The organism is Parasphingorhabdus sp. W113, assembly GCF_055693205.1.
On record NZ_CM146328.1, the window covers coordinates 2,267,252 to 2,279,268 of the forward strand.

The 12,017-nt window shown below is 59.4% G+C and carries 12 protein-coding genes and 1 pseudogene; 7 read left to right on the forward strand and 6 right to left on the reverse strand.

All coding sequences use genetic code 11. The features are described 5' to 3' along the window. Positions 1-144 precede the first annotated feature (144 nt). Positions 145-1,050 (forward strand): KPN_02809 family neutral zinc metallopeptidase, encoded by a 906-nt coding sequence (gene ypfJ, locus ACZ1GS_RS10905; RefSeq protein WP_472695214.1) that lies wholly within the window; start codon positions 145-147, stop codon positions 1,048-1,050. 6 nt (positions 1,051-1,056) lie between these two features. On the opposite strand, the gene creD is transcribed toward ypfJ, so the two are convergent. Beyond that, a complete protein-coding gene (gene creD, locus ACZ1GS_RS10910; RefSeq protein ID WP_472695215.1) occupies positions 1,057-2,478 on the reverse strand; it encodes a cell envelope integrity protein CreD in 1,422 nt (473 codons plus the stop codon). A 129-nt stretch (positions 2,479-2,607) separates the two neighbouring features. Here creD and ACZ1GS_RS10915 point away from each other — a divergent pair, with 129 nt between their 5' ends. The 3 genes from ACZ1GS_RS10915 to ACZ1GS_RS10925 are packed head-to-tail and all read left to right on the forward strand — an operon-like array spanning position 2,608 to position 4,855. Continuing rightward, entirely contained in the window at positions 2,608-3,759 is a 1,152-nt protein-coding gene (locus ACZ1GS_RS10915) for an alpha-hydroxy acid oxidase (RefSeq protein WP_472698124.1), read from the forward strand. 15 nt (positions 3,760-3,774) lie between these two features. Further along, the gene (locus ACZ1GS_RS10920) at positions 3,775-4,263 is read left to right on the forward strand and encodes a hypothetical protein (protein ID WP_472695216.1); all 489 of its coding nucleotides are present in this window, start codon (positions 3,775-3,777) and stop codon (positions 4,261-4,263) included. Between the two features lie 52 nt (positions 4,264-4,315). Further along, entirely contained in the window at positions 4,316-4,855 is a 540-nt protein-coding gene (locus tag ACZ1GS_RS10925) for a hypothetical protein (RefSeq protein ID WP_472695217.1), read from the forward strand. Between the two features lie 7 nt (positions 4,856-4,862). On the opposite strand, the gene ACZ1GS_RS10930 is transcribed toward ACZ1GS_RS10925, so the two are convergent. The 4 genes from ACZ1GS_RS10930 to sdhC are packed head-to-tail and all read right to left on the reverse strand — an operon-like array spanning position 4,863 to position 8,342. Then, positions 4,863-5,678, reverse strand: a complete 816-nt coding sequence (locus tag ACZ1GS_RS10930; protein WP_472695218.1) for a class I SAM-dependent methyltransferase — start codon at positions 5,676-5,678, stop codon at positions 4,863-4,865. Between the two features lie 39 nt (positions 5,679-5,717). Beyond that, positions 5,718-7,550, reverse strand: a complete 1,833-nt coding sequence (gene sdhA / locus ACZ1GS_RS10935) for a succinate dehydrogenase flavoprotein subunit (RefSeq protein WP_472695219.1) — start codon at positions 7,548-7,550, stop codon at positions 5,718-5,720. Further along, on the reverse strand, positions 7,550-7,939 hold the full coding sequence (gene sdhD / locus ACZ1GS_RS10940) for a succinate dehydrogenase, hydrophobic membrane anchor protein (protein ID WP_472695220.1): 390 nt from the start codon (positions 7,937-7,939) through the stop codon (positions 7,550-7,552). The genes sdhA and sdhD overlap by 1 nt, the downstream gene beginning before the upstream one ends. Positions 7,940-7,943: 4 nt before the next feature. Further along, on the reverse strand, positions 7,944-8,342 hold the full coding sequence (sdhC, locus tag ACZ1GS_RS10945) for a succinate dehydrogenase, cytochrome b556 subunit (RefSeq protein ID WP_472695221.1): 399 nt from the start codon (positions 8,340-8,342) through the stop codon (positions 7,944-7,946). A 237-nt stretch (positions 8,343-8,579) separates the two neighbouring features. On the opposite strand from sdhC, the pseudogene ACZ1GS_RS10950 reads away from it, so the two are divergent. The 3 genes and pseudogenes from ACZ1GS_RS10950 (at position 8,580) to ACZ1GS_RS10960 (ending at position 11,458) form a co-directional block, all read left to right on the forward strand. After that, positions 8,580-9,300, forward strand: a pseudogene (locus tag ACZ1GS_RS10950) (SDR family NAD(P)-dependent oxidoreductase). Next, positions 9,297-9,980, forward strand: a complete 684-nt coding sequence (locus ACZ1GS_RS10955) for a spermidine synthase (RefSeq protein WP_472695222.1) — start codon at positions 9,297-9,299, stop codon at positions 9,978-9,980. Before ACZ1GS_RS10950 ends, ACZ1GS_RS10955 begins: the two are co-directional and overlap by 4 nt. A gap of 98 nt (positions 9,981-10,078) precedes the next feature. After that, positions 10,079-11,458, forward strand: a complete 1,380-nt coding sequence (locus tag ACZ1GS_RS10960; protein WP_472695223.1) for a peptide MFS transporter — start codon at positions 10,079-10,081, stop codon at positions 11,456-11,458. Positions 11,459-11,465: 7 nt separating this feature from the next. Here ACZ1GS_RS10960 and ACZ1GS_RS10965 read toward each other — a convergent pair whose 3' ends face one another. Continuing rightward, a complete protein-coding gene (locus tag ACZ1GS_RS10965) occupies positions 11,466-12,017 on the reverse strand; it encodes a pseudouridine synthase (protein ID WP_472695224.1) in 552 nt (183 codons plus the stop codon).

The window sequence follows — 12,017 nt, forward strand, 5'->3', positions numbered from 1 at the left end:
AAATTACACAATGCTGTGAACCTAACCGCTGCCGCGCCGCTTGTCAGTCGGAAAATGGGCAATGCTGTCCCGAACCGATTGCGGTTCGATACTTGCGGTTTCAGAATTATTCGCGCACTCTTGGTCACAACAGGAGAATGACCCATGCGATTAGACGATCTCGACCCGAGCCAGAATGCCCGTGACCATGGCCGCAGCGGTGGCGGTCGGGGATTTGGTGGCGGCGGTGGCGGCGGACTGGGCTTGCTGCTCAGCTTTCTGCCGATGCTGTTGGGACGCAAAATGGGTTGCGGCACAGTCCTGCTGATCGGTGGTGCGATCGCACTGTTCATGATGTTTGGGGGTGGCACCAGTCTGTTGACCGGCGGCTCCGGTTCCTCTGCACCGACCGGTGCAGCCACAGCCTATGACACGCCGGAAGAGATTTTTGCCGGACGGGTGCTGAAATCAACCGAGCAAACCTGGCAGAAACTGTTCCAGGCCAATGGCTCGCAATATCGTCCCACGACGATCAATTTCTATCAGGGCGGCGTCAGCTCCAATGGCTGTGGGTCAGCCAGCTCGGCGGCGGGTCCGTTCTACTGTCCGGCTGATCAGGGCATTTATCTCGACACCTCCTTTTTCAACGAGCTCGAAACCCGGATGGGCGCGAAAGGCGATTTCGCCAAAGCCTATGTCATTGCGCATGAGGTCGGGCATCATATCCAGAATCTCAGCGGCGTCGCCAGTCAGGTGCGCCAGCAACAGGCCCGCTCGAGCAAAGCCGATGGCAATGCGCTGCAGGTGCGGATGGAATTGCAGGCGGACTGCTATGCCGGCGTCTGGGCGGCCCAAAATGCCAGCCGGATGGAACCCGGTGATGTCGAGGAAGGTCTGACCGCCGCCCATGCCATTGGCGATGACACCATCATGCGCAATGCCGGACGCAGTCCGGTCGAAAGCATGTTCACCCACGGCACGTCAGAACAGCGCATGACCTGGCTGAAACGCGGGATGCAGACCGGCGACCCGGCCTCGTGCGACACATTCGCACGAGGCGCGGTTCGCTAGCGCGGATCAGGCTTTCGCCGTTCCCGTCTTGCGCAAGCTGCTCGACCAGTCGAGCCGGCGGGTCACATACATGACCCCGGCCAGAGCGGCAAAGATCAGCAGCGATCCGATCAGCAGCGAATAGGCTTCGAGGCTGAGCAGGATATAGATCACGCCGTAAAGCGCAGCCAATAATCCGCCAATAATCGATGCCCTTCGCCAGCTTGAGAGGACCGAGGCCGCATAAGCGGTGATCAGGCCAATGGTCGCAAAGGATGCCACCACATAAGCCAGCGCAAAGCCGATAATCTCGGCAAAGGCAAGCAACAGGATGAAGAACAGCACCAGTGCTACGCCGACCAGAATATATTGCACCGATGAAATTCGCACGCCGCCGATCAGGTCGAACAGCAGAAATGCGACAAAGGTGAAGCCGATGAACAGAAAGCCATATTTGGTCGCCCGGCTCACCTGATCATAGAGATCGACCGGCTGGATCAGGTTCACCGTCACGCTGGAGCTGACGCCGGCACCGCCGCCATCATAGCTGCTATACGGACGGCTGCCGCTCTGCGGATAGACTTGCTGCCCGGCCTGGGTGGAGGTCAAGCTGGTGCCCAGCGCCAGATTGGAAATACCATATTTCGCGGTGAAACCAGCATCGCTCACTTCATTGTCCGGCAGGAACCCGCCGGTAAAGCTTGGATGCGGCCACGCGGAAGTCACGGTCCAGTTGGTCTGCCCGGCATCGGGAACCATGGTCAGGCTTTCCGTACCGCGAAATTTGACATCAAAGGAGACGGCCATGCTGTCGGTTTCCAGCCTGGTCGCATCGAGCCACGAGAAAAAGCCGGTATTTCCGGTTTCACCCAGGCCCTTACCCGGCTGCAAAACCAGGGATTGACCATCGACAACCAGTTCGTTTTCGGCTGACAACCCACGCGCATCCGACAATCCGAACCGGATTTCAGCGCGCGCGAAATCAATATCCGCCGGATCGATACCGGAGCGGTCAAAATCTTCCGGCAGCTTGAATGTCGCCGAACCGGTGACATTGGTATTGTAGATTACGACTTCATAGATGGACCGGCTTTTGACTTCGGTTGCGATCGCGCTGTCGATGGTCATCACCTCCGGCGAAATATAGAGCTCTCTGGTCACCAGGTTGGTGCGAGTGACTGTTTTGCCGTCTTGTTCGACGGACTCGGTCACCTTTGCCTTATAGGGCAGGACAATTTTGGGGCCGGCAAAAACCTGTTTATCGCCCCAGCCGGTCACGATCGACTGTTCCGCCTGCTCGCTCTGACTCTGGCGATCATAAACCAGCAGCCAGCTCGCAAAGAGCGGGATGGCCAGCAAAAAGCCAGTCAGCAAAACCAATAGGAATTTAGCGCCGGGCGACCGTTCGGGTCGCATGGGTGCTGGTTCATCCGGAACAGTCTCCGTCATATCTGTATTTCCCTCTTCATCCAGTTTGTCCGTCCGCCGACGCAAATTCTTGCAAGCGTTGGACATTGCTCTAATCATAATCTGCAAGCTCGACCGTCCGAGCGACGAATCGAGGCTTACGTGCGACGAATTAACAGATTGACCGATTGCCACAATGTGAACGACTTTCGGTCCCTGGCAAAAAAACGCCTGCCTTTTCCGATTTTTGACTATATTGACGGCGCTGCTGATGACGAAATCACCCGGCGGCGAAACACCACGGCCTATGAAAGCTGCGATCTGGTGCCCAATGTCCTGGCGGGCGTCGAATCCATCGATACCAGCACGACGGTCATGGGGAAAAAGCTGGCATTGCCGCTCTTTCTGTCGCCCACCGCGCTGCAGCGCCTGTTTCACTGGCAAGGCGAACGAGCGGTTGCGCGCGCGGCACAGAAACACGGAACGTTCTTCGGAATCTCCTCTCTCGCCACGGTCAGCATCGAGGAAATTGGTGCGGCGATTGACACGCCGAAAATGTTTCAACTCTACGTGCACAAGGACAAGGGCCTCAACCGGTCGATGGTTGAACGCTGCAAGGCCGCGCAATTTGATGCGATCACGCTGACCGTCGACACGATTGTCGGCGGCAATCGTGAGCGCTGTCTGCGATCCGGCTTTACCAGTCCGCCCAAAATCACGCCGGCGAGCTTTTTCAGCTATGCAACCAAACCGGCCTGGGCGCTGAACTATTTGTTCCGGGAAAAATTCGAGCTGTCCAATCTCAAGGACCATGTCGGCGAAGGCACCAACGTGGCGCTGTCGGTCGCGGACTATTTCAATACCATGCTAGACCAGACACTCGACTGGCAGATGGCGGAAGATATTCGCAAGGACTGGGGCGGGCAATTCTGTCTGAAGGGCATTATGTCGGTCGCCGATGCCCAGCGGGCGGTCGATATCGGCGCGACGGCGATCATGGTTTCCAACCATGGCGGCCGGCAGCTGGACGGATCACGGGCGCCTTTTGATCAACTGGCCGAGATTTGCGACGCGGTCGGCGACAAGATCGATGTCATTTGCGATGGCGGGATTACCCGCGGCAGTCACGTGCTCAAGGCGCTCAGCGTCGGGGCGAAAGCCTGTTCCGGTGGGCGCCTGTATCTCTATGCCCTTGCCGCGGCCGGCCAGGACGGGGTTGAAAGAATCCTCGCGCTGCTGCAGTCTGAGATAGAACGGGACATGAAGCTGATGGGTGTCACCTCAGTGGATCAGTTGAGCCGCGACAATCTGCGCTGGCGATAGGGGAAGGAATTGGGCATGAAATATCCAGTCATAGTCACGGCAGCTCTGGGAACCCTGCTCTGCACAGCTCCGGCGCTGGCGCAGCAAGGGGCCAAGAAAGAGTCGACCGAAGTCGAAGTCGCCAACACGATTACCGAACCGTTTGACGGCAAGGAAATCCCGGCCAAGCTGAAAGCTATTCAGGGCAATCCCTATAGCACGCGCGGCATGCGCAATTGCGCCGCGATCCAGCAGGAAGTGCGGGAACTCAATGCGGTGCTCGGCCCCGATGTCAATGAGCGGGTCGACAAAAGCAAGGCCAAGAAACGGGAAGAAACCGCCGGCCGTGTCGCTGGCAGCGCGGTGGGATCGATCATTCCCTTTGGCGGTCTGATTGGTGAAGTCACGGGCGCCAATGCAGAACGCCGGCGCTATAATCGCGCGGTTTATGCTGGGACAGTGCGGCGAGGATTTCTGAAAGGCATTGGCCGCGAACGGGGCTGCAAGGCACCGGCGCGACCATAGGCCAGACATAGCGGGGCATCGCAACCTAGGGGGCAGCTAGGGAGGACTAGCCATGTCCGTCAGCAAAGCCGCAATAGCGTCCGCGATGGCAATCCTGTTCACCAGCGCGGCCAATGCCGCCATGCCGCATCAGGACAGTCCGATGGAGAAACATGCCGAGAACGCGGTGATGCAGCCGGTCAAGGACGTCAATCTGCGCCAGGACAAGATTCCGGACAAGTTGCTGCTGGTGCAGGACCATCCCTATGATCTGGAAAATCTGCGCGGCTGCCGCGCGTTGCAGATCGAGATTGCCGAACTGGATGGTGTGCTGGGTCCGGATATCAATCAGATCCAGGAAGAAAGCCGCACCGAAAAACGCGAACAGGGCGTCAGCCGGGTGGCGGGAGAGTTGATCGGCGGTCTGATCCCGTTTCGCGGCGTGGTGCGGGAACTATCCGGAGCCAATGCCGCCCAGCGCCGCTTTATCGCGGCGATTGCGGCCGGCAATGCGCGACGGAGTTTTCTGAAAGGCGTCGCCGTGACCAAGGGATGCCTGGCCCCGCCGCGACCGGTTGAACTGACATTGGCTTATAATTTCAGAGGTTTCTGATGCCGGCTTAGCGCGCCTGCACGAGCCAGATCCCACCATCCAACGCGACCCGGCCGTCTTTATCATAGGGCGCGAGCGCCGCCTTTAGCGCGACCAGCAATTGGGCGCGGAGCGCTGCGTCAACTTCGTCGAGCGCGCGGGATGCCGGACCGATTTGCGAGGAAAAGGCCACGGCCCCATCCACTCCGCCCGATTGGGTGAGGGCCACGTCAATCGCATGGGGGCTGATGGCGACGTCCCGGAATCCGGCGTCGTTCAATATCTGCGCCAAGCGCTCCGGGTCGGCAAAGGCAAACGGACCGGGCGCATGTGGATCGGTTTCGGGCGCTTCCGGCAAGAGCGGCTTGATCGCCTGCATCGGAACCATCACCCAGTAGTTGATTTTCGGGCTTTGCCAGCACACGAACACCATCCGTCCGCCGGGTTTCAGATTGGATCTGATATTGGTGAAGGCCGCCAGCGGATCTTCAAAGAACATCACGCCAAAGCGCGACAGGATCAGGTCAAAACCCTCGCCAGCCTGATAAGTCGCCGCATCGGCCAGCACCATCTCCGCATGCCCGGCGGTCCGTTCGCGGGCCAGGGCCAGCATCGGTTCGGACACATCGACACCAGTGACGTTCGCGCCGCCGTCGAGCGCCATGACACTGGTCTGCCCGGTCCCGCAGCCAATATCGAGCACGCGCTCGCCTGACTGGATTCCGGCGGTTTGCAGCAGCAGATCGGCGGCCGGTGCCAGCATGACATCCAACGCCGCTTGCTGCTCGGTCCATTTCCGGCCCGCCTTGTCGTTCCAATAGTCGATTTGCTCTTCATTGGACATGACAGGATTGCTCCAGCAGCGTGCGGGGATGATCGGGAACTAGTAAACCCGCTTCTTCGGCTTCACATATTCCGCTTCGTCGGTCAGGGTGAAATCATGGACCGGGCGATAGCCGATCGCGACTTTGCCGGTGCCGCGTGCCTTGTCGGGGCCGCCCCAGCCGTCAAATGTCGCAACCGTGTGCTTCATCCATTCCTTGTCATTCCGGTCTTCATAATCTTCCTGCATGTGGGCGCCGCGGCTCTCCTTGCGGTTGGCAGCGCTTTCCATGGTGACGACCGCCTGGCCCATCAGATTGTCGAGCTCCAGCGTTTCGATCAGATCGGTATTCCAGATCAGCGAGCGATCGGTGACGCTGACATCGGTCAACTTCTTGTTGACCGCCTGCATTTCCTTGACACCTTCGGCCAGCAATTCATCGTCGCGGAACACGGCACAGTTTTTCTGCATCGTCTTCTGCATTTCGGTGCGCAATTCTGCCGTGGTCGTATCGCCTTTCGCGTAGCGGAAGTGATCCAGGCGGGACAGCGACAGATCCGCTGAATCCTGCGGCAGCGGCTTGTGTGACGTGCCCGGCTTGAGCTTGTCTTTCAGGCGCAGGCCGGTGGCCCGGCCAAACACCACGAGATCGATCAGCGAGTTGGAACCCAGGCGGTTTGCACCATGGACCGACACGCAGGCGGCTTCACCAACCGCGTAGAGACCGGACACAACCGCGTCCGGATCATCCTTGGTCGGATTGATCACTTCGCCATGATAATTGCAGGGAATACCGCCCATATTATAGTGGACCGTCGGAACAACCGGCAGCGCCTGCCGCGTCAGATCGACACCAGCGAAAATTTTTCCGGTTTCGGTAATACCGGGCAGCCGCTCGGCCAGCACACCGGGATCGATATGATCGAGATGGAGATAGATATGATCTTTTTCCGGCCCGACCCCGCGGCCTTCGCGAATTTCGGTCGCCATGCAGCGGGACACCACGTCGCGGCTGGCGAGATCCTTGGCGCTTGGCGCATAGCGTTCCATGAACCGCTCGCCTTCGGAGTTGGTCAGATAACCGCCCTCGCCGCGCGCGCCTTCGGTGATCAGCACGCCGGCACCGTAGATTCCGGTCGGGTGAAACTGGACAAATTCCATGTCCTGCAGCGGCAGACCAGCGCGCAGGACCATGCCGCCACCGTCACCGGTACAGGCATGGGCCGAGGTTGCGCTGTAATAGCAGCGACCATAGCCGCCCGTTGCCAGCACCACCGCATGCGCGCGGAACCGATGGATTGAACCGTCTTCCAGGCAGATGGCAATCACGCCACGGCACTCGCCGTCTTCCATGATCAGGTCGATCGCGAAATATTCGATGAAGAAATCCGCGTCATATTTCAGGCTCTGCTGATAGAGCGCGTGGAGCATTGCGTGACCAGTCCGGTCAGCCGCCGCACAGGTCCGCTGGACCGGCGGGCCTTCGCCCATATTCTGCATGTGGCCGCCAAACGGGCGCTGATAGATTGTGCCGTCTTCGTTGCGCGAAAACGGGACACCGGCATGCTCCAGTTCGTACACCGCCTGGGGCGCTTCACGGACGAGATATTCGATCGCATCCTGATCGCCGAGCCAGTCGGAGCCCTTGACCGTATCGTACATGTGCCAGGACCAGTGATCGGGCGTGTTGTTGCCGAGCGAGGCAGCAATGCCGCCTTGCGCCGCAACCGTGTGCGACCGGGTCGGGAAGACCTTGGTAATACAGGCGGTTTTCAGGCCGGCTTCAGCCGATCCCATGGTGGCCCGCAAACCGGACCCGCCGGCACCGACAACCACGGTGTCAAATGTATGGTCAATAATCTTGTAGGCAGGCTGTGTGTTTTCATCAGTCATTATGCAGCCACTCCGGAAAAGGCGACCTTGGCAACCGCGAAAATTCCAATCGCTGGCGCGCCAATGGCGAAAAAGTTGAGCAAGAGAATAAGGCCGAATTTCAGGCCATGATCGGGAACATAATCCTCAATCAGCACCTGCAACCCAAGCCGCAAGTGCCAGAATATGCTGACCAGCATGAGCATCATCGGAACCGCAACCAGTGGCGACGAAAGCCATCCGACGAGCAGTTCGTGATCATAGTTGGGCAGTCGCAGCAGCGAAATCAGCAACCAGCCGATCAGCGCAAGATTGCCGACCGCAGTGACCCGCTGCAAAATCCAGTGATGTGCGCCCTCTTTGGCCGAACCCAGACCGCGTACGCGGCCAATATTTGTTCCTGATCCCATAGTCTTATCCGATCAACTTGGCGTAAATGGCAAACCACAAAATGGCGGTCGAGAGGATCGCCAGTATCGGGACGATCCAGGACCACAGCTTGTTCGACTGCAGCTCATAGCCCGCTCCGGCATCAAGCACGAAGTGGCGCAGGCCGGAATATGTATGTTCGAACAGGGCGAAGGTCATGCCGATCATGACGATGAAACCGGGCACCGAAGTCATGATGCCGGTAAAGGTTTCGTAGGATTCCGGTCCGGCCGAAATACTGTAGAGCCACCAGACCAGCAGCGGCGCACCGAGCAGCGCCAGCCCGTCGCCGGTGGCGCGGTGCAAAATGGAGACCAGCATATGCGGGCCCCACTTATAAATTCCCAGATGCGGCGATAGTGGCCGGTTCTTTGGCTGTACCAATGTTAGTCCCCTGATCACAGACTCGGCCCGCGGCAGAGTCTTTGTAAACGAACCAATCCCTTAGCGAAAACAATCGCCAGTGCAAACAGGATGCGCCGCTTTTTCTTGCTCCAGTGGCGAGTTTATGATGCGAATAGGACAATCGCCGGTGCAAATCGCGAAACTGCTAGCAAATTTGTGAGCCGTTATCGCATCGCGGGTTGGACCTTTTGCACCGGTCGTTCTATTCGCACCAGCATGACAAACAGAAAATCGCATATCCTCGTAACCGGTGCCAGTCGCGGCATCGGTGAAGCCATACTCGAAAGCTTTGATCCGCAGGTCACCACGGCCATTGGTCACAGCACAAGCGGAGAAGACGGCCTGCTTGGCGCGGACTTCAACACCGCTCCGGCGGTCACCAGGTTCTGGGAAGAAGCCTTGAGCCGGCTGGACGGGACCATCGATATCCTGATCAACAATGCTGGCATATTCGATCCCAATCCGCTGGGCGACAGCGAAGCGGACTGGCTCGACAGCTGGAACCGCACGATGCAGATCAATTTGACCGCATCCGCGCAACTCTGCCGGCTAGCGGTCCGCCATTTTCAGGACCGGGACCAGCCGGGTCGAGATCATCAATATTGCCAGCCGCGCCGCCTATCGCGGCGACAGCCCCGATCATTGGCATTATGCGGCATCGAAAGGCGGCATGGTCGCGATGACCAAGACAATTGCCCGGGCCTATGCCGGACAGGGCATATTGGCCTACGCCATTTGCCCCGGCTTCACGATGACCGGCATGGCGGAAGATTATCTGGAAAGCCGCGGCGGGGACAAATTGCTGCAGGACATTCCGCTTGGCCGGGTGGCACAGCCCGAAGAAATCGCCTCGATGGCAAAATATTGCGCCCTCGACGCGCCCGCTTCGATGACCGGCGCCGTGCTCGATGCCAATGGCGCGAGCTTCGTGCGTTGATCCCCAGGATCCTGATCGACACGGCGACGATCCCGGGCAGCGGAGAACAATTGCGCCTGTTTCAGCGCGACCTCAAAAACGGCCCGGAATTTTCGATCATGCTCGGCAATAACGAGCTGATGAACAGCCGGTTGAGCGGGTCGGAGGAGGCGCTTGCAACCCTGCCCTCCGCGCGTCTCGACACTTGCAAAGCGCCGCAGGTGCTGATCGGCGGTCTGGGCATGGGCTTCACCTTGCGCGCGATATTGCCGTTGCTTGGTCCCGAGGCGGCCATCGTGGTGGCGGAGCTGGTTCCCGCCGTAATCGACTGGGCGCGCGGCCCGATGCAAGCGCTTTACGGCGACAGTCTCGACGATCCGCGTACGCAGATTGTCACCGGCGATGTCTTCGATCTGATTACCGGAGACAGCAACGCCTATGACGCGATCCTGCTCGATGTCGACAATGGGCCCGACGGCCTTACCCATGCCGCCAACGACCGGCTCTATGGCAAGGCCGGTCTTCGGCAAGCCCATCGCAGCCTGCGCTCTGGCGGCATATTGGCGGTCTGGTCGTCGGCCCCGGATGACCGGTTCACCAACCGCCTGCAAGCGTGCGGCTATCAGGTGGACGTGGTTCCGGTGCGCGCGCATCGCGATCGCGGCGCCCATCATGTGATCTGGCTGGCAACAAAAGTCTGAGCAGCCCCCAGAGCAGCAGCGCTCTTGCTTCTTGGCAACCGGTTCCATAAGAGGCAGGCAGCCGCTCGCCGAGCAGGCCGTCTTGGGGGAGACGATAAATGAGCACCGCAGCAAGCCTAGCATCAGAAGACCTGTTCATGGGCCATCCGAAAGGCTTGATCTTTCTCGCTTCGACCGAAGCCTGGGAACGGTTTTCTTTCTACGGCATGCGCGCATTGCTGATCCTGTATATGGTGCAGGAATTGTTGCTGCCCGGTCATATCGAGAATGTCGCCGGCATGGCCGGATTTCGGGCGGCGGTGGAATCGGTCACCGGGCCGCTGTCGACCCAGGCTTTTGCCAGTCAGGTTTTTGGCCTTTATGCTGGCCTGGTCTATTTCACGCCGCTGTTCGGCGGCCTGATTGCCGACCGCTGGCTGGGCGCCAACAAGACGGTGATGATCGGGATCATCCTGATGACCCTCGGCCATTTTGCGATGGCGTTTGAGCTGACGGTATTGGTCGCATTGTTGCTGCTGGTGCTCGGATCGGGTTGTCTGAAAGGCAATATCGCCGCGCAAGTCGGCCATCTCTATCCGAAAGAGGACGAAGCCCGACGAACCCGGGGCTTCACCATTTTTTCCACCGGGATCAATATCGGTGCGATCGCGGGGCCGCTGGTTTGCGGTCTGCTGGCGCAGATCTATGGCTGGCATGTCGGCTTTGGTACGGCCGGACTGTTCATGATCGTCGCAGCGATAATCTATTTCGCCGGCATGCGCCATTTTGCAGCCTCCTCTGCCGGGCCGCGAAGCGCCGAACCGCGTCGTCCGCTAGACCGGCAGCAACGCCAGATGCTGATGCTGATCGGTGTTGTGCTGGTGCTCATCATTTTCCAGTTTCTGGCTTATGATCAGATGTTCAATGTTGGCCTGATCTGGGTTGCCGGAGAAGTTGATCTCAACGCCTTTTCAAATTCGGTTCCGACTCCCTGGTTCTCGTCTCTTGATTCGCTCTCGTCGGTTCTGATTGTTCCGTTGCTGATCGGGTTGTGGGGGGCGCAGGCCCGGCGCGGACGAGAACCCGGCGATTTCGGCAAAATGGCAATTGGCGCAGCCGTCATGGCGGTGTCGCCGGCGATGATGGCGCTGGGGTCGTTTCTCGCGGGCGACGGCAAGGTTCACATCATCTTTCCGCTGATCGCTTTCACCTGCTCCGGCATTGCGTTCATGTGGACCTGGCCGACCGTCCTGGCGTTCGTCTCTCGCTGCGCGCCGGATTCGGTCAATGGAATGATGGTCGCGGTCGTCTATCTCACGGCTTTTGTCAGCGGTGTGGGATCCGGCTTCGTTGCCGGCTATTACGAGACGATGGGCGCCGCCGGATTCTGGGTGATGAACGCGCTGTTCGCGATCAGCGGATCGGTGCTTTTCTTGCTTCTTGGCCCGGCCCTGAAACGCCAGATCGCCCAGCTGGATCAGGGACAGACAGCGCCCTGATCGCAGCCTAACCGGCTGGCACGCGCTGCCATTTGCCCGGTTCCAGACCGGCAACCGACCAGTCGCCTACCTGCCAGCGCACCAGCCGCAACGTTGGAAATCCGATCGCCGCCGTCATGCGCCGGACCTGCCGGTTACGCCCTTCGCTGATCGTCACCTGCAGCCAGCAGTCCGGCACCGTCTGGCGCACCCGGATTGGCGGATCCCGCGGCCATAGATCGGGGGCGGCGATGCGGTCTATTGTGGCCGGCCGGGTCATGCCATCCTTGAGACGGACCCCTTGCCGCAGCGGCTTCAGATCAGCGTCCTGCGGATCCCCCTCGACCTGAACCAGATAGGTTTTGGGCATTTTATGTTTGGGATCGGCAATGCGCGCCTGCAGTTTCCCGTCATCGGTCAGCAGCATCAAGCCCTCGCTGTCCCGGTCCAGCCGGCCAGCCGGATAAACGCCGGGCATGTCGATAAAGTCCGACAAGGTCTGCCGCGCGGTTTCCGTGCCCTTGTCGGTAAACTGCGACAAGACCCCAAAGGGTTTGTTAAAGAGGACAAGGCAAGCCAT

What these genes read in the sequence shown, in the direction of transcription:
- ACZ1GS_RS10920 (WP_472695216.1), top strand. Translation starts at nt 3,775, where the DNA reads ATGAAATATCCAGTCATAGTCACGGCAGCTCTGGGAACCCTGCTCTGC.
- ACZ1GS_RS10930 (WP_472695218.1), bottom strand. Translation starts at nt 5,678, where the DNA reads ATGTCCAATGAAGAGCAAATCGACTATTGGAACGACAAGGCGGGCCGG.
- sdhA (WP_472695219.1), bottom strand. Translation starts at nt 7,550, where the DNA reads ATGACTGATGAAAACACACAGCCTGCCTACAAGATTATTGACCATACA.
- sdhD (WP_472695220.1), bottom strand. Translation starts at nt 7,939, where the DNA reads ATGGGATCAGGAACAAATATTGGCCGCGTACGCGGTCTGGGTTCGGCC.
- ACZ1GS_RS10960 (WP_472695223.1), top strand. Translation starts at nt 10,079, where the DNA reads ATGAGCACCGCAGCAAGCCTAGCATCAGAAGACCTGTTCATGGGCCAT.
- ACZ1GS_RS10925 (WP_472695217.1), top strand. Translation starts at nt 4,316, where the DNA reads ATGTCCGTCAGCAAAGCCGCAATAGCGTCCGCGATGGCAATCCTGTTC.
- creD (WP_472695215.1), bottom strand. Translation starts at nt 2,478, where the DNA reads ATGACGGAGACTGTTCCGGATGAACCAGCACCCATGCGACCCGAACGG.
- ACZ1GS_RS10965 (WP_472695224.1), bottom strand. Translation starts at nt 12,017, where the DNA reads ATGGCTTGCCTTGTCCTCTTTAACAAACCCTTTGGGGTCTTGTCGCAG.
- ypfJ (WP_472695214.1), top strand. Translation starts at nt 145, where the DNA reads ATGCGATTAGACGATCTCGACCCGAGCCAGAATGCCCGTGACCATGGC.